Below are 17,308 nucleotides of genomic sequence, written 5' to 3'. Positions count from 1 at the left end.
TCGGGCGGGTCGGAAGCCAAAAGTCGGGCTACAGAAGGTAGAAGCCAAAAGCGGACTTGCCTGAGCCCCCCGGCGGATCCTGGACCACAATGGTTGCCGGCGGGCCGTGGCGCCTCAGCGTGCGCCCTACGAGGCCGAAAACCTCACGCTCACGCCGCGCTGCCGAAAATAAGCCTGCATCAGCTTGCGGCCCGAACGGTTGTTCTGCGCAAGCCTGGTCGGATCGAACACCGCCTGTTTTATCCCTTCTCGTGTCATCGCCGCCTTAAGCGTCGCGATATGCGCGTCGATGTCGGCATTGTCCGCCCGGAGGGAGGCATAGATACTTTCGGTCGCCTCGGCCACGGTCGGTTCGCTCACAGGTGTCGTCCTTTGGTTGGTTGAGCGGCGGCTTACCACAGATTCGCGGCTCCGCCGATACCGATGAGACGGCTAGATGGGCGGCAAGAGTGTCCCTTGGGACTTAAAAGGGATGCCAATGACGGGCGCCGGCGGCTAACGCGCCATAAGGATCGGCATCGACGGGTCTTCAAGCATCGAGACGGTGACGCCACCGAAGATGCGCTCGCGCAGCCGGGAATGACCGTAAGCGCCCATCACCATCAGGTCGGCGGCGATGTCGAGCGCGTGCCGGCGAAGCACGTCGACGACTGAATGGTCCAGGCTGGGCAGCCGGTCGACTGTGACATTCACGCCATGCCGCGCGAGATAGGCGGCGACGTCGGCTCCGGGTTCGGCCCCGTGGCGGTACTCGTCCTCCACCGGATCGACCATGACGAGGTGCACCTCATCGGCGCCTGGCAGCAGGCCGAGGGATTCGCGGACGGCACGCGATGCCTCCAGACGGGCGTCCCATGCAATCAGCACGCGTTTCGGCTTCAGGGTCGGCTGCGCCCCCGCGGGGATTAGCAGCAAGGGCTTTCCCGAAGAAAACAATGCGCCTTCGATCGCTTTGCTTTTCAGCGTTTCGTTGGCGAGCAGCTCCGGTCCAATGACCGTAATGTCGGCATAGCGGGCACGGCGGTTGATGGTGTCGTCGGCCCAGCCGGCTTCCGGATATTCGCTGGAGACATCGGCCGAAAGCACGCTGCCGGCGAGAAAAGCCGACAGGTCAGCAGTCCGCTTCTTCAACAGATCCTCGACGGCCCGACGCTCGTCGAGCCAGGCTTCTGAAACGACCGCGGCATACTCCCCGACTGGTGGCGGCGCAGCTACGGCAACGACCAGAACAGCAAAATAGGCGCCGATCTCGTTGCACAGGTCGGCGGCAGGCTTGAGATCACCGTCTCCCTCGTGCGGTCCCGTAACGGCAAGTATCGTCCTGAAAGCCATGGCGGCTGCTCCCGATTTTGCCCCAAAGCCCAATCGTCGTTGCAACAACAGCGAGACGGCTCGGCGCGCTGCTAGCGCTGAGTCAAGAACGCCGCCGGTCATCATTTGATCCGTATCAACATGCCCACGTGCCGACGCCAACAGGTTTCAGGCCGCTGGAGGACGCCAAGAATACGCCCCGAACACCGGAGCAGCAGCATCACGGAACGCATTCGTGACCTGGCTGGTTATATCCAGGCGCTGTGGCAGCAAGGGCCTGATGGCGTGGAATTTCAGCGACCACGCTCGCTGGCTTCCCCAGGTTGGGTACAAAACAAAGAGGCATCCGATGATCGTCGAGGATCAGCAATCCGTGGCCGCGATGTTGATGGACCCTGCCGCATATGGCGAGAGCGGACCGGTCGAGGCGATCGAGACCCATATCTCGCGGATATTCCTGGTTGGCCAGCGCGCCTACAAGATCAAGCGAGCGGTCAAGCTGCCCTATGTCGACTTCTCGACCCCGGCGCTGCGGCTCGCCGCTTGCGAGAAGGAGGTCGATCTCAACTCCAGGACTGCCCCCGGCCTCTATCTGGGGGTGCGGCGCGTCACCCGCGAGGCCGGCGGCGAGCTGGCCTTCGACGGAAGCGGCAAACTGGTCGATGCGGCGATCGAAATGGTCCGCTTCGATCAGTCGAAGCTGCTCGACGGAATGGCAGTCGGTGGCGAACTGACGCCTGCGCTGATGACGGATGTCGCGCGCATGATCGTGCGCTATCATCGCGGCGCGCCGGAGGTCCACAAGGGCAGCGGATCCTCGAACCTGGCAGGCGTGCTCGCCATCAACGAAGCCGGCTTTGCCACCAACCATGTTTTCGAGCAAGCCGAGATAAAGCCATTCACCGGGATGTTTCGCACCGCCCTCGCCCGTCATTGCGAGTTGCTCGACCGGCGGGAGGCGGCAGGCAAGATCCGGCGATGCCACGGCGACCTGCATCTGCGCAACATCTGTCTCTTCGACGGAGAGCCCCGCCTCTTCGATTGCATCGAATTCAACGACCAGATCGCCAGCATCGACGTGCTTTACGACCTGGCTTTCCTGCTGATGGACCTCTGGCATCGCGGCTTTCCGGAACTCGCCAACCTGGTGATGAACCGCTATCTCGACGAAGCAGACGACGAGGACGGCTTCATCCTCCTGCCTTTTTTCATGGCAGTGCGGGCTGCGGTGCGCGCGCATGTCACCGCAACCCAGATCGAGGAAGGCGGTGACATGCCCGGCGGCCTGCTTGCCGAGGCCAGATCCTATTTCGAGCTTGCCCGAACACTTCTCCAGGAAAAGCCGCCTCGGCTGATCGCCATCGGCGGCTTGAGCGGTTCCGGCAAGACGGCCGTTGCCGAGGCACTCGCCGCACATGTTGGCGCGCCGCCCGGCGCACGCATTGTCGAAAGCGACCGCATCCGCAAAGCCCTGCATGGGGTGCCAGCCGAGACGAAGCTGCCGGACAGGGCTTATCGACCTGATGTGTCGGACCGCGTCTACCGCGAAATGGCATGGCGCGCCGACTTGATCCTTGCCGAAGGCGGTTCGGTGGTCGCCGATGCCGTCTTTGACCGGCCGGCCAATCGCAACCGCATCGAGAAAGCTGCAAACGGCAGAGACGTTGCTTTCGCCGGATTCTGGCTGGAGGCGGATCCGCTCGTTCTTTGGCAGCGGGTGAGCGAGCGCAGTGGCGGTCCTTCTGACGCCACAGTCGATATCTTGTCGCGGCAATTGCAGCGAAAGGCTACCCCGTCCAACTGGCGCAAGGTCGACGCCGATCGAAAGCTCGCCGATATCGCCGCAGAATTGGCCAAGGTTTCGGACGCGGTCGCTTTTGCGCAGAATCCTCCACTCAAGACCGCATCGTGACGGCGACGATCGACGCGCATAAAGACGGGTAAATGGGCATGACGCAGGAAAAACTGGTGGTTTGCGGCAAATGCGGCGGGGTCAATCGCCTGCCGCCGGCACGCGATGCCGGGGACGCGAAATGCGGAAAGTGCGGCTCCAGGCTGTTCTCGGGTCACCCGGCAGACGTCGATGCACAGAGTTTCGATCGCCAGGTCACGCGAAGCAGCCTCCCCGTCGTCGTCGACATCTGGGCACCATGGTGCGGTCCGTGCAAGATGATGGCGCCGGCCTATGAAGCGGCAGCCAACGAACTGGAGCCGCATGTTCGCCTGATCAAGCTCAATTCCGACAATGAGCAGGCCGTTGCAGCCAGGCTCGGCATCCGCGGCATCCCGACCATGATCCTCTTCCATGGCGGACAGGAGGTTGCGCGCACATCCGGCGCAATGACGGCGGGACAGATCGTCAGGTGGGTCCGCGATCACCTGCCGGCTGCAGCCTGAAAGCTGCCACTGCGTGGATTTCACTGATCGCCGTGCCCAGCACGACGGGCGATCTGATGGCCGACGCTGAACACAGAAGCCATACGATGACCTTAAGATATTCGACATCGGACGACGAATTTTCATATGATGACCTCGCTTTTGGCCCGCACTGGGAGTATGGATCCTCAGGATCCGGCAAAGTTGGGAGGACCCATGCAGCAGGCCGAACATCGAACGTCCCGGCGGTCGTTCGTCTCTCAAGTTGCCGATGCGCTGCGCGACCAGATCGAAGCCGGCTTTTATGCGCCTGGCGATAAATTGCCGACAGAACCAGCGCTGATCGACCGGTTCGGGTTCAGCCGCACCGTGGTCCGGGAGGCCATTGCCGCGCTTCGTGCCGATGGGCTGGTGGAATCGCGGCAGGGCGCCGGCGTCTTCGTTCTCGGCCCGAAACCCGTCGACGAGGGATTGAAGCTGTTCACCGACGAAACCAACAAGATCTCGGACATCATCGAAGAGCTCGAGCTGCGCATCGGCATCGAAGTCGAGGCCGCCGGCCTTGCCGCCGCCCGCAGTTCGCCGGCGCAAGAGGCCGAAATCGAGGCCCAGGTCGAAAGGTTCGCCGACCTCATGGCGCAAGGGCAACCCACGGACGATGCCGACTTCCAGTTCCACATGGCGATCGCCGCCGCAACCAACAACGCCAGGTTCAAGGCCTTCCTCGAACATGTCGGCCGGCGGATGATCCCGCGGGTGAAGTTCAAGACGATGATGGGCGGCGTCGACCCCTTGCCCAATCGCGACCATCCGATTCTGCAGGAGCACAGGGAAATCGCCGATGCGATCCTCGCCCGCGACCCGGAAAAGGCGCGTGAGGCGATGCGCCGCCATTTGGTGACCGGGATAAAGCGCTATCGCGCCCTGACCGTCCGGCGCCCGACAAATCAGGACAACACCGGCGGTTGACTCGTCTGGATACTCATCATATGAATCTAGGTGACATCATATTAATTTGTGGGATGAGTTCCTTTGTCGCCAGATGAAATCAAGTCGCGTGTCGCTTCAGGGCTGCTGTCGTTTCCGGTCACGCATTTCAACGAGGATTTCAGCCTCAATCTCGAAAGCTATCGCGCGCATGTCGAATGGCTGTCGGGGTTCGGTGCCGCTGCCCTGTTCGCGGCCGGCGGCACCGGTGAATTCTTCTCGCTGTCGCCGGAAGAGGTCGCCGACGTTACCCGCGCGGCCAAGGATGCCTCGGGAGACGTGCCGATCATCGCCGGCTGCGGTTACGGCACGGCGCTCGCCACGGAAATCGCCCGCCGCGCCGAGGCTGCGGGAGCCGACGGTCTCCTGCTTCTGCCTCACTATCTGATGGAGGCCTCGCAAGAGGGGATTTTTCGGCATGTCAAGGCCGTGTGCCAGTCCACCGGCCTCGGCGTCATCATCTACAACCGTGCGAACTCGGTCGCCAATGCCGACACGGTCGCCCGCCTTGCTGACGCGTGCCCAAACCTCATCGGGTTCAAGGACGGCACAGGCAAGATAGATCTTGTCCGCCACGTCACTGCAAAGCTCGGCGATCGGCTCTGCTACATCGGTGGCATGCCCACGCATGAGCTGTTTGCCGAGGGCTTCAACGGCGCCGGCGTGACGACTTATTCCTCCGCGGTCTTCAATTTCGTGCCGGAATTGGCACAGCGCTTCTACAGGGCGATGCGGACAGGTGATCGCGCTGCAATGGAAGAAATCCTGCACAGCTTCTTCTTTCCCTTCGCGGCTCTGCGCGATCGCGAGCAAGGTTATCCGGTGTCGATCATCAAGGCAGGCGTCGAACTCATCGGACGAACACCCGGCCCGCTTCGGCCGCCGCTGACGGATCTGAAGCCGCAGGAGAAAGACGCGCTGCGCGGACTGATCGAGAAGATCGCCGCCTAGCCGCCGCGAGATCGGCAAGTTGTCGGCAGCACGGGATGAGGAGGATCGTCTCGTGCGACAGCCAAAACGGAAGATCCCAAATGGAAGAACAAGGGAGGAGAGACATGAACAGAAGCATTCATACGATTGCAGCTGTCGCAATGATGACCGCTGCCGCGCCATCGGCCGTCGCACAGGAAGCGGCGCAGGAGATCCGTATCGTCCTGCCGGAGCAGCCGGCCAATCTGGAGCCCTGCGGCACCATCATCACCAATGTCGGCCAGATACTCAGCCAAAACGTAGTTGAATCGTTGACCGTCATCGATCCGAACAGCGGACAGCCCCAGCCGAAACTGGCGACCGAGTGGACCAGCGTGGATCCGACCACCTGGCGGATCAAGCTGCGCGAAGGCGTCAAATTCCAGGACGGAACCGAACTCAATGCGGATGCGGTCGTCTTCTCCATCAACAGGATGATCAGCGGCAAGCTTACCTGCAGCAACATTGCGAAATTCGGCGATGCCAAACTGACGCTGACGCCGCTCGACAAGCTGACCGTCGAAATAAAGTCGGACAGGCCCGAGCCCATCATGCCGACGCTGTTGAGCGTGGTCATGATCGTCTCGCCGAAGACGCCGGTCGACCAGGCGGTGAACGATCCGGTCGGCACCGGCCCGTTCACGCTGTCGACCTTTTCCCCGCAGACCGTGGTGCTGGACGCGTTCGACGGCTATTGGGGCAACAAGCCGCAGATCACCAAGGCAACCTATGTCTGGCGACCCGAATCCTCGATTCGAGCCGCCATGGTGGAGACCGGGGAAGCCGACCTGACACCGTCGATTGCCATCCAGGACGCCAGCAATCCGGAGACGGATTTCGCCTACCTGAACTCCGAAACCACCGCCATCCGCATCGATGCCGCCGAGCCGCCGCTCGACGACCTGCGCGTGCGCAAGGCGCTCAACCTGGCGATCGACTGGGAAGGCCTTGCCCAGCTGTTCGGCGACGACGTCAAGCGTGCGTCGCAGATGGTCGTCTCCGGGATCAACGGCCATGACGATGCGCTCGAGCCTTGGTCGTATGATCCGGAAGAGGCGAAAAAGCTCATCGAAGAGGCGCGCGCGGCGGGCGTCGCGGTCGACACCGAGATCAAGCTCATCGGGCGAAACGGCATCTATCCGAACGGCGCCGAAGCGATGGAGGCGATGATGACGATGTGGCAGGATGCCGGCCTCAACGTGAAGCTGACCATGCTCGATGTCGCCGACTGGCTGCGCTATCTGCAAAAGCCGTTCCCGGCGGAGCGCGGCCCCAATCTTCTGCAGATGATGCATGACAACAACAAGGGCGATGCGGCCTTCACGGTGCCGATCTTCTATCGATCGAGCGGCAGCTACTCGACCTTGGCCGATCCGGCATTCGACAAGCAGATAGACGAGGCACTGGCGGCGACCGGCGAAGCCCGCACCAACAGCTTCAAGGCGATCTTCGGCAAGGCCCGCAACGAAGTGGTGGCGGACATCCCGATGTTCCACATGATCGGCTATACCCGGGTTGGCACCAGGCTGGAATGGAAGCCCGATATCACCACCAACAGCGAAATACCGCTGGCCAATATCGCCATCAAAGACTGAGCGATACGGGGGTGCCAGGCGGTCGTCGCCCTGCGCCCCCTGACCCGCTGCCTCCGTCGATATCCGCCGAAGGGCATCCGAAATGATAATCTATCTTGGACGCCGGGCGTCGCACAGCATCCTGTCGGTCATCGGTCTTTTGACCTTGGTTTTTTTCCTGACACGGCTCACCGGCGATCCTTCCGCCTTGTACCTGCCTCTGGACTCGACTGCAGAAGCTCGGGCCGCGTTCGCGCGGTTGAACGGCCTCGATCAGCCGATCCATTGGCAGTTTCTGGGATATCTGCGCGATCTGCTGCAGCTGGATTTCGGTGAATCGCTGCGCCAGAACCGCTCGGCGATGCAGGTCGCGCTCGAGGCGTTCCCGGAAACGCTGAAGCTGGCCGTCGTCGCGATCACGCTGTCGACCGCCTTGGCAATCCTTGTCGGCTCGCTGGCGGCCGCGTGGCCAGGCAGCATCTTCGACCGTATCGCCAGCCTCGTCTCGCTGGCCGGCGCAAGCGCGCCGGATTTCTGGGTCGCCATCGTCGGCATCCTTGTCTTCGCCGTGGGGCTCGGGCTTTTGCCGACATCGGGCACCGGCACCTGGGTCCACTGGATCATGCCGACCTTCGTGCTGATGCTTCGCCCTTTCGGTCTCCTGGTGCAGGTCGTGCGCGGAACCATGCTGTCGGCGCTTGCCTCTCCATACATCAAGACCGCAAGGGCCAAGGGCCTGCCGCGGCAGAAGATCATCTTCGGCCATGCGCTTCGCAACTCGCTGCTGCCCGTCGTCACGGTCGCCGGCGACCTGGCGACCAGCCTCGTCAACGGCGCCGTCGTCGTGGAGTCGATATTCGGCTGGCCCGGCATCGGCAAGCTGATGATCGATTCGATCATGCAGCGCGATTTTGCCGTCGTCCAGTCGACCATCCTGGTGACGGCAACCGCCATCTTCATCCTGAACATCGCGATCGACCTCCTCTACGCGGTTCTCGATCCGCGCATCCGGTACTGAGCCATGACGATCATCACCCCCGACATCAAGCCGGCGGCCGTTCCAGGCAGCGGCCGCGTGCTTTTCGCCTATTTGAAGCGCGACAGGCTTGCGCTCGCCGCCGCCATTTTCCTGGTGATCGTCGTGCTCGCTGCGGTCCTCGGCCCGTGGCTGGTGGGCGATGCCGCTTCGCGGCTGGGCCTGCGCCAGCGCAATCTTGCCCCGTTCTCGCTGGCCAGTGGCTGGATCTACGTCCTTGGCGCCGACACCCTCGGCCGGCCCATCCTGGCCAGGCTGATTGTCGGCGCGCAGAACACATTCGGCATTGCCGCGGCGGCGGTGTTCGCGTCGATGCTGGTCGGTGGAACGCTGGGCCTGATAGCGGGCTATTCGGAGCGCTGGTACAGCCATCTCATCCTGCGCCTCGCCGATGTCGTCATGAGCTTTCCCTCGCTGCTGCTGGCGCTCATCGTTCTCTACACGCTGGGTCCGAGCATCACCAACCTGGTGATCGTTCTCGCCGTGACGCGCATGCCGATCTACCTCAGAACGGCGCGCGCGGAAGTGCTGGAGTTGCGCGAGCGCATGTTCGTCAGCGCGGCGCGAGCCATGGGCGCGAAGCCGGCCCGGATCATCATCCGGCACATCGCCCCCCTGGTCCTGCCGACATTGGTGACGATTTCAGCCATTGATTTCGCGACCGTCATTTTGTCGGAATCGGCGCTGAGTTTCCTTGGCCTCGGCATTCAGCCACCCGACTTCACCTGGGGCGCAATGGTCGCAAACGGCCGCGGCTATCTCGCCACCGCCTGGTGGATCGCATTCTGGCCGGGCCTTGCAATCATGCTGACGACGCTGTCGCTCAACATCCTCTCGAACTGGGCGCGCACCGTCGCCGATCCGCAGCAACGCTGGCGCCTTCAGACATTGCGAAAAGCTGCCCGATGAGCAACGCGACCATTCTCAAGGTGGAGTGTCTGACCGTCGATTTTCTTTCGGACGATGAACCGATACGCGCCGTCGACGATGTCTCTTTCCACGTCAGCCGTGGCGAGACGCTGGTGATCCTCGGCGAAAGCGGTTCGGGTAAGAGCGTCAGCACCAGCACGGTGATGGATCTCATCGACTGTCCGCCAGGCGACATCGTGGCCGGCTCCTGCCTCTTCGATGGCGTCGAACTGTCAGGCCTCGGTGCCGAGGCGCGCCGAAGCATCAACGGCCGCAGGATTGCGATGATCTTTCAGGATCCGCTCGCCTATTTGAACCCGGTCTACACGGTGGGGCGCCAGATCGAGGAGGTCTATGAGAGCCACGGCGCAGAGAGCGGCAAGGGCGCACGCGCCAAGACGATAGAACTGCTTCGGCGCGTCGGCATTCCAGAGCCGCAAAACCGCGTCGACTTCTATCCGCATCAGTTCTCGGGCGGACAGCGCCAGCGCGTGATGATTGCCATGGCGATCGCGTTGAAACCGGACATCCTGATCGCCGATGAGCCGACGACTGCCCTGGACGTCAGCGTGCAAGCGCAGATCCTCGATCTGCTGCGCGATCTCCAGCGCGAAACCGGCATGGCGTTGATCATGATCACCCACGACCTCGAAGTCGCCGCGTCCATGGCGGACCGGATCATCGTCATGAACGGCGGCAAGGTCGTCGAGACAGGCATCGCCAAGGAGGTCTTCAGCAATCCGCAGCACCCCTATACGCGCCGCCTCATCGCCGCCCTGCCCCACGGCAACGCAGCGGAGGCGCCGAACAGGCGTTCGACGGCGATCGCCGGCGAGACGCTGCTCAAGGTGGAACATCTCACCAAGCACTATGAGCTTGCTTCCGGAGCTTTTAGCAGCAAGCGGACGTTCAAGGCGGTGGACGACATAAGCTTCGAGGTCAGGAGAGGAGAAACGCTCGGCATCGTCGGCGAGTCCGGCTCCGGCAAATCGAGCGTCGCGCGCATGCTGTTGGGGCTGAACGCGCCAAGCGCCGGCAAGGCGGTCTTTGCCGGTGAGAACATCTTCGACATGAATGGGAAGCGCCTCATGGCGTTTCGGCGCAAGGTCCAGATGGTCTTCCAGGATCCATACGGTTCGATGAATCCGCGCATGCGCGTTTACGCCATCATTTCCGAACCCTGGGTGATCCACCGCGATATCCTGCCGAAGGACAGGTGGAAGGCTCGCGTGGCAGAGCTCCTGGAACTGGTGGGGCTGTTGCCGGAGCACGCCGAGCGCTACCCGCATCAGTTTTCCGGCGGCCAGCGGCAGCGCATCGCCATTGCGCGCGCACTTGCGAGCGAGCCGGAACTGATCGTCTGCGACGAGGCGGTTTCGGCGCTCGACGTCTCTATCCAGGCGCAGGTGATCGACCTTCTGGCCGACCTCAGGACGAGGCTCGGCCTCTCCTATATTTTCATCACCCACGACTTGCCGATCGTGCGCCATTTTGCCGACCGGATCATGGTCATGAAAGACGGACGGATTGTCGAGGAAGGCCAAACCGCGGCGCTGTTCGGAGCGCCTCGCCACGACTATACGCAAAGCCTGCTGCAGGCTGTGCCGCAGCCCAAATGGCTAACGCAGGCTCAATAGTTCGTCCGCGCGCGCCCAGCAGGCCGATTGATGGGCCGAATGCGCTTGACAAAATGGCGATCGCCCGCTCAATTTGACCCATTCACCAGGGGGGTCCCGGCAAGGGGCTGAGATACTGCTGGCTTTCGCGGCGCAGTGACCCGTTGAACCTGATCCAGTTCATACTGGCGTAGGGACGGTGCAAGCGCTTTGCGGGAGTCCATGCCCGAAAACCTGTAAGCAGGCAGGCAGAAGCGTCTTTTCATCCTTCCGGCACAGAACTGGGTCTCCAATGCATGAGCAAAGGAGCCTCAAAATGAATGCCATTTCCCCCGCCGTGTCGACGGGACCGCTGCCCGCCTCAAGGAAAATCCACAAACCCGGCCTGATTCACCCGCAGATCAGGGTGCCGATGCGGGAAATCGCCGTCCATCCGACGGCAGGCGAACCGCCTGTCACCGTTTACGATCCGTCCGGCCCCTATACGGACCCGACTGTCGAAACCAGCATCGAAAAGGGCCTCGCCAGGTTTCGCAATGAATGGGTGACGGTGCGCGGCGACGTCGAATTCCACGATGCCCGCAGTGTCAGGCCGGAGGACAACGGCTTTGCGTCAGGTGAGCGCCTGACGCCGGAATTTCCCGTGCGCCACCGGCCGCTAAAGGCAAAAACGGGCCAAGCGGTGACGCAGCTTGCCTATGCGCACGCCGGGATCATCACCCCCGAAATGGAGTTCGTCGCCATTCGCGAGAATCTCGGCCGCGAGAGCTTACGCGGCGGGATGCAGCGCGACGGCAACTCTTTCGGCGCGGCGATCCCGGACTTCGTCACGCCGGAATTCGTGCGCGACGAGATAGCGCGCGGACGGGCTATCATTCCCGCCAACATCAACCACCCGGAGAGCGAGCCGATGATCATCGGCCGCAATTTCCTGGTCAAGATCAATGCCAATATCGGCAATTCAGCCGTCACCTCGTCGATGGCCGAAGAGGTCGAAAAAATGGTCTGGGCGATCCGCTCGGGAGCCGACACCGTCATGGACCTGTCGACCGGTCGCAACATCCACAACATCCGCGAATGGATCATCCGCAATTCGCCTGTGCCGATCGGAACCGTGCCGCTCTACCAGGCGCTTGAGAAGGTCGGAGGGATCGCCGAGGACCTGACCTGGGAAATCTACCGCGATACGCTGATCGAACAGGCCGAACAGGGCGTCGACTATTTCACCATCCATGCCGGTGTGCGGCTGCACTACATCCCGCTGACGGTCGACCGGGTCACCGGCATCGTGTCGCGCGGCGGCTCCATCATGGCCAAGTGGTGCCTGCATCATCACCGCGAAAGCTTCCTCTACGAGCATTTCGAGGAAATCTGCGACATCTGCCGCGCTTACGACGTGTCGTTCTCGCTCGGCGACGGCCTTCGTCCCGGCTCGATCGCCGACGCCAACGACGCGGCGCAGTTCGCCGAACTGGAAACGCTCGGCGAGTTGACAAAGGTCGCCTGGGCCAAGGATTGCCAGGTCATGATCGAGGGGCCGGGCCATGTTCCGATGCACAAGATCAAGGAGAACATGGACAGGCAGTTCGAAGTCTGCGGCGAGGCGCCCTTCTACACGCTTGGGCCGCTGACCACCGACATCGCACCCGGCTACGACCACATCACCTCAGGCATCGGCGCGGCAATGATCGGCTGGTACGGCACGGCGATGCTCTGCTATGTCACGCCCAAGGAGCATCTCGGTCTCCCCGACCGCAACGACGTCAAAACGGGCGTCATCACCTACAAGATAGCCGCGCACGCCGCCGATCTCGCCAAGGGTCATCCGACGGCGAAGGTCAGGGATGACGCCCTTTCCCGCGCACGCTTCGAGTTTCGTTGGGAAGACCAGTTCAACCTGTCGCTCGACCCCGAAACCGCGCGCTCCTTCCACGACGAGACTTTGCCGAAGGAGGCGCACAAGCTGGCGCATTTCTGCTCGATGTGCGGGCCGAAATTCTGCTCGATGCGCATCTCCCACGACATTCGGGCCGAGGCACAGAAAGAGGGCATGGCGGCGATGGCCGCGAAGTACCGCGAGGGCGGCAATCTTTATATGCCGGTGGACGGCGAACCGCCCATGCCGAAGATGCCGGAGCCGTCATGAGGCTGCTGGTCAAAGGGGCTGGCGTCGCCGGCCTCACCGCCGCCTTCGAACTCGCCGCCCGCGGTGCTGCGGTAACCATTGCCGAGACCCGGCATGGCCTTGGCGGCAACGCATCATGGATGGCCGGCGGCATGCTGGCGCCCTGGTGCGAGCGCGAAAGCGCCGAGCAGCCGGTGCTGGATCTCGGACGCGATGCCGCCGACTGGTGGGATGCGGTCCTGCCGGGTCATGTCACGCGGGCCGGAACGCTCGTTCTGGCAACGCCGCGGGATGCGGGCGAACTCGACCGGTTTGCAAGCCGCACGTCGGGTCATCGGCGGATCGACGAAGACGAAATCGCGCTCCTGGAACCCGATCTCGCCGGCCGCTTCCGTCGCGGGCTGTTCTTCCCGGGCGAAGCCCATCTCGACCCACGCCGTGCAATGGCGGCGCTGCATGAAAAACTCGCCGGAAGGGGCGTCGAGTTCCGCTTCGGAATGGACGCCCTGCACATGACGGGATTCGACCGCGAGATCGACTGCATAGGAATGGCGTCCAGCGATGAAAGGCTTCGCGGCGTTCGCGGCGAGATGCTGATCCTGCGTACACCGGACATCTCGCTGTCGCGCCCGGTCAGGCTGCTGCACCCGCGTTTGCCGCTCTATCTGGCGCCGCGCGCCGACCACCATTTCATGGCGGGTGCAACGATGGTCGAGAGTCTGTCCACGGAGCCGGTCACGGTGCGGGCGATAATGGAACTCCTGAACGCCGCCTATTCGGTTCATCCCGCCTTCGGCGAGGCCGCGATCGTTGAGACGGGCGTCGGCATTCGCCCGGCGTTTTCCGACAACCTGCCGCGCGTCGAAGCGCATGGCAGGACCGTCGCGATCAACGGGCTCTACCGCCATGGTTTCCTTCTGGCCCCCGCCATGGCGCGTCGGGCGGCCGACCTTGTTTTCGATTCTGACAAACCGGTGGAACTTGCTGATGAAACTGACGGTCAACGGCGAAGCGCATGAGATCACCGCCGCCACCCTGGCGGAGCTTCTCGCGGCGCTCGACTACGAAGGCAACTGGCTTGCAACGGCAGTGAACAGCGAGGTTGTGCACGCGACTGAGCGGGCGCTGTTCCAGCTGAAGGACGGCGACCGGATCGAAATCCTCTCACCCATGCAAGGAGGTTAGCAACGTGATCGAGCTTTACGGAACCAAGCTTCCGTCGCGCCTGCTTCTCGGCACCGCACAGTACCCCTCGCCCGCCATTCTTGCCGATGCGGTCAAGGCATCCTGCGCGTCCGCGGTGACCGTCTCATTGCGCCGCGAAATGGCCGGCGGCAAGGGTGGCGAGAAATTCTGGTCGCTTATCCAATCGCTGCGGCTGCATGTCCTACCCAACACCGCCGGTTGTCACTCCGTCAAGGAAGCCGTCACGACCGCAAATATGGCGCGCGAGGTCTTCGGCACGAACTGGATCAAGCTCGAGGTGATCGGCAATCATGACACGCTGCAGCCTGACGTCTTCGGCTTGGTCGAGGCCGCGCGAATCTTGTGCGACGACGGCTTTGCTGTATTTCCTTACACGACGGACGATCTCGTCGTCGCCGAGCGATTGCTGGAAGCCGGATGCAGGGTGCTCATGCCCTGGTGCGCGCCGATCGGTTCTGCGCTTGGACCGGTAAATATCACCGCGCTCCGCTCGATGCGCGGCCATTTCCCGGATGTCCCGCTAATCGTGGATGCGGGCCTCGGCCGCCCATCTCACGCGGCTCTCGTGATGGAACTCGGCTTCGACGCGGTGCTCCTCAACACGGCAGTCGCCAAGGCCGCCGATCCGATCGGCATGGCGCGCGCGTTCGGCAAGGCGGTCGATGCCGGCCGTGAGGCGTATCGCTCGGGCCTGCTCGAGCCGCGCGACCTCGCCGTCCCATCGACGCCGACAATTGGCCGGGCAGTCTTTCAATGAAACTCGATCCTTTTTATCTGATCGTCGACAGCGCCGCCTGGATTGAAAGGCTGGCGCCGCTCGGCGTCAGGCTGGTGCAGCTTCGCGTCAAGAACCTCGACGAGGCTACGTTGCGCGCCGAGATCCGCAAGGCGAAGGCCTTGTGCGCCCGTTACAAATGCCAGCTCATCATCAATGACTTCTGGCGGCTGGCGATCGAGGAGGACTGCGATTTCATTCATCTCGGACAGGAAGATTTGCAAGCGGCGGACCTTACCCGGATAAGGGCTGCGGGTCTCCGTCTCGGCCTCAGCACGCACGACCATCTCGAACTCGAAACAGCCCTTGCCGCCAGACCGAACTATATCGCGCTCGGCCCAGTCTATCCGACCATCCTGAAACAGATGAAATGGGCGCCGCAGGGGCTCGAACGGCTTGGCGAATGGAAGCGCCGGATCGCGCCGACACCTCTGGTCGCGATTGGCGGCCTCAATCCCGACCGGATCGAGGGCGTCTTCGGTGCCGGTGCGGACAGCGCCGCGGTAGTGACCGACATCACATTGGATGCCGATCCGGAAGCGCGAACGCGCCAGTGGATCGAAAAGACGAGCCGATGGCGTTGAGGCGCGAACCGCATGTGCTTGTCGTCGGCGGCTCGGACTCCAGCGGCGGCGCCGGCATAGTCCGCGACATTGAGACGATCTCCGCCCTCGACTTGCGCACCTGCCTTGCCATTACCACCGTGACGGTGCAGACGCATGAAGCCGTCACGCAAATCCACAATTTGCAACCCGGTCTGGTGGCCGATCAGATGCGTGCCGCGCTGCAAGCCAATGCGGTCGGGGCGATCAAAATCGGCATGCTCGCGACGGAGCAAACCATCGTCGCCGTCGCGGATGTGCTGCGCCAAAACCCACAGATACCGGCAGTCATCGACCCGGTGCTGGTCTCTTCTTCGGGTTGGCCGCTTCTGGACACAGGCGCTATCGGCGTCCTGAAGCATGAACTCATCCCGCTTTGCCGTCTCGTCACACCCAACCTCATCGAACTGGCTGTCCTTGCCGGCTCAGACCTGGCCATCGACGAGGACGGCGCATTGCGACAAGGTCAGAAATTGCTCACCGCCGGATTGCAGGCCCTGCTGATCAAGGGCGGCCACGCCGCGGGGTGTCGATCGACGGACATCCTGCTGCGCGCCGATCAAGAGCCCATCCGCTTCGATGCGCCGCGTCTTGGCGGATCGATGCGCGGGACGGGTTGCGCGCTGGCCAGCGCCATCGCCGCGCACCTGGCAAACGGAAGCCTGCTTGAAGACGGCGTGCGCAAAAGCAAGCTGTTGGTTTTCGAGAAGCTTCGGAAATCGATCTCTCGGGATTGAGGCGGTTGAGCTTGGCGGGGGCTTTTCTGGGCAGCAAGCTGGCGGCCGGTTCTTCGCCTTCCTTCGGAGAGTCTCTCAGACAGCACGCGAAGTAAATCGCCTTGTCGGGTCTTGTCTCAAGCGATGTCGTCGCGAATGCAGGCCTTCAAATGGCCATCGGACGTTGTTGCCCGTAATGGCGGGACGATGCCGGCGCAAGCGCCGAGGGCAACCGGGCAGCGGGTTCGGAAAACACACCCGGTCGGCGGATTTGCCGGGCTTGGAATGTCGCCCTTCAGCACCTGCCGGCCTTGCCTGGCCAGCGGGTCGAGCGACGGAATGGCCGAGAGCAGCGCGCGCGTATAGGGATGCTGCGGCCGGGCATAGAGCGCGGCAGCAGGCGCGACTTCCATGATGCGGCCGAGGTAGAGAACGATCACCGTGTCGCAGATATATTCGACGACGGCCAGGTCATGCGAAATGAACAGCATGGTCAGGCCGAGCCGGACCTGCAGGTCGCGCAAAAGATTGATGATCTGCGCCTGAATGGAGACATCGAGGGCAGAGACCGGCTCGTCGGCGACGATGAATTCGGGTTCGAGCGTAAGCGCCCGGGCGATACCGATGCGCTGGCGCTGCCCGCCCGAAAATTCGTGGGCGTAGCGATCATAGGCGTCGACTGGCAACTCGACAGCGGCAAGCGCCTTCTCAGCCTTCGCCCGCCGCTCGCGCCTGCTGCCGATGCCCTGAATATCCAGGCCTTCGGTCAGGATCTGACCGAAGGTCATGCGCGGCGACAGGCTGGCGAACGGATCCTGGAAAATATACTGCATCTTGCGGCGCTGGCGGGCCAGCGGCCCGGCGCTCAGCTTGGTGATATCGACGCTGTCAAACCTTATTTCGCCGGACGTCGGCTCGATGAGACGCAGCACCGAGCGGCCGATCGTGGTCTTGCCCGACCCGGATTCGCCGACGAGGCCGACCACTTGGCCGCGCGCGATGTCGAAGGAAATATCGTCCAGCGCCCTGACGACAGGACCGCGCGAGAACGCCGTCGGCGCAAAATGCTTGGTCAGGTTCCTGACTGAAAGGAAGGGAGCGTCCAC

17 protein-coding genes and 1 riboswitch are annotated in these 17,308 nt (G+C 62.8%); of the genes, 14 read left to right on the top strand and 3 right to left on the bottom strand.

Annotated elements, in window-relative coordinates:
- Window positions 1-126 precede the first annotated feature (126 nt).
- Window positions 127-360 (bottom strand): hypothetical protein, encoded by a 234-nt coding sequence (locus AC0L28_RS10430; protein WP_023801385.1) that lies wholly within the window; start codon window positions 358-360, stop codon window positions 127-129.
- 135 nt (window positions 361-495) lie between these two features.
- Window positions 496-1,332 carry a universal stress protein gene (locus tag AC0L28_RS10425; protein WP_473477225.1) on the bottom strand — a complete coding sequence of 279 codons (837 nt, stop codon included), beginning with the start codon at window positions 1,330-1,332 and terminating at the stop codon, window positions 496-498.
- Between the two features lie 328 nt (window positions 1,333-1,660).
- On the opposite strand from AC0L28_RS10425, the gene AC0L28_RS10420 reads away from it, so the two are divergent.
- The 14 genes from AC0L28_RS10420 (at window position 1,661) to AC0L28_RS10355 (ending at window position 16,223) form a co-directional block, all read left to right on the top strand.
- On the top strand, window positions 1,661-3,223 hold the full coding sequence (locus AC0L28_RS10420; RefSeq protein WP_473477222.1) for a bifunctional aminoglycoside phosphotransferase/ATP-binding protein: 1,563 nt from the start codon (window positions 1,661-1,663) through the stop codon (window positions 3,221-3,223).
- Window positions 3,224-3,261: 38 nt separating this feature from the next.
- Entirely contained in the window at window positions 3,262-3,708 is a 447-nt protein-coding gene (gene trxC, locus AC0L28_RS10415) for a thioredoxin TrxC (protein ID WP_027154047.1), read from the top strand.
- A 195-nt stretch (window positions 3,709-3,903) separates the two neighbouring features.
- Window positions 3,904-4,656 carry a FadR/GntR family transcriptional regulator gene (locus AC0L28_RS10410; RefSeq protein ID WP_128247489.1) on the top strand — a complete coding sequence of 251 codons (753 nt, stop codon included), beginning with the start codon at window positions 3,904-3,906 and terminating at the stop codon, window positions 4,654-4,656.
- Window positions 4,657-4,719: 63 nt separating this feature from the next.
- Entirely contained in the window at window positions 4,720-5,625 is a 906-nt protein-coding gene (kdgD, locus tag AC0L28_RS10405; RefSeq protein WP_128168010.1) for a 5-dehydro-4-deoxyglucarate dehydratase, read from the top strand.
- Window positions 5,626-5,729: 104 nt separating this feature from the next.
- On the top strand, window positions 5,730-7,238 hold the full coding sequence (locus AC0L28_RS10400; protein WP_128247490.1) for an ABC transporter substrate-binding protein: 1,509 nt from the start codon (window positions 5,730-5,732) through the stop codon (window positions 7,236-7,238).
- An 82-nt stretch (window positions 7,239-7,320) separates the two neighbouring features.
- Window positions 7,321-8,235: an ABC transporter permease gene (locus tag AC0L28_RS10395; RefSeq protein ID WP_473477220.1), complete on the top strand. Its 915-nt coding sequence runs from the start codon at window positions 7,321-7,323 to the stop codon at window positions 8,233-8,235.
- 3 nt (window positions 8,236-8,238) lie between these two features.
- On the top strand, window positions 8,239-9,162 hold the full coding sequence (locus AC0L28_RS10390) for an ABC transporter permease (protein ID WP_128168007.1): 924 nt from the start codon (window positions 8,239-8,241) through the stop codon (window positions 9,160-9,162).
- Window positions 9,159-10,799, top strand: coding sequence for an ABC transporter ATP-binding protein (locus tag AC0L28_RS10385; protein WP_473477217.1), 1,641 nt, complete (start codon window positions 9,159-9,161; stop codon window positions 10,797-10,799). Before AC0L28_RS10390 ends, AC0L28_RS10385 begins: the two co-directional genes overlap by 4 nt.
- 77 nt (window positions 10,800-10,876) lie before the next feature.
- Window positions 10,877-10,993, top strand: a riboswitch (TPP riboswitch).
- 101 nt (window positions 10,994-11,094) lie between these two features.
- Window positions 11,095-12,924: a phosphomethylpyrimidine synthase ThiC gene (gene thiC, locus AC0L28_RS10380; RefSeq protein WP_473477215.1), complete on the top strand. Its 1,830-nt coding sequence runs from the start codon at window positions 11,095-11,097 to the stop codon at window positions 12,922-12,924.
- Window positions 12,921-13,922, top strand: a complete 1,002-nt coding sequence (thiO, locus tag AC0L28_RS10375) for a glycine oxidase ThiO (protein WP_473477212.1) — start codon at window positions 12,921-12,923, stop codon at window positions 13,920-13,922. Before thiC ends, thiO begins: the two co-directional genes overlap by 4 nt.
- Complete coding sequence (gene thiS, locus AC0L28_RS10370) at window positions 13,891-14,088, top strand: sulfur carrier protein ThiS (protein WP_128168003.1); 198 nt, start codon at window positions 13,891-13,893, stop codon at window positions 14,086-14,088. Before thiO ends, thiS begins: the two co-directional genes overlap by 32 nt.
- 4 nt (window positions 14,089-14,092) lie before the next feature.
- Window positions 14,093-14,866, top strand: a complete 774-nt coding sequence (locus AC0L28_RS10365) for a thiazole synthase (protein WP_128172631.1) — start codon at window positions 14,093-14,095, stop codon at window positions 14,864-14,866.
- Window positions 14,863-15,468, top strand: a complete 606-nt coding sequence (locus tag AC0L28_RS10360; RefSeq protein ID WP_287319039.1) for a thiamine phosphate synthase — start codon at window positions 14,863-14,865, stop codon at window positions 15,466-15,468. The genes AC0L28_RS10365 and AC0L28_RS10360 overlap by 4 nt, the downstream gene beginning before the upstream one ends.
- Complete coding sequence (locus AC0L28_RS10355; protein WP_473477209.1) at window positions 15,459-16,223, top strand: hydroxymethylpyrimidine/phosphomethylpyrimidine kinase; 765 nt, start codon at window positions 15,459-15,461, stop codon at window positions 16,221-16,223. The genes AC0L28_RS10360 and AC0L28_RS10355 overlap by 10 nt, the downstream gene beginning before the upstream one ends.
- 116 nt (window positions 16,224-16,339) lie before the next feature.
- Here the strand turns inward: AC0L28_RS10355 and AC0L28_RS10350 are convergent, their stop codons facing one another.
- Entirely contained in the window at window positions 16,340-17,308 is a 969-nt protein-coding gene (locus AC0L28_RS10350; protein ID WP_473477206.1) for an ABC transporter ATP-binding protein, read from the bottom strand.

It is taken from the genome of Mesorhizobium sp. WSM4847, from assembly GCF_055811335.1.
Note: the sequence above shows the minus strand (reverse complement) of the source record. Positions and strands in the feature narration are given on the sequence as shown.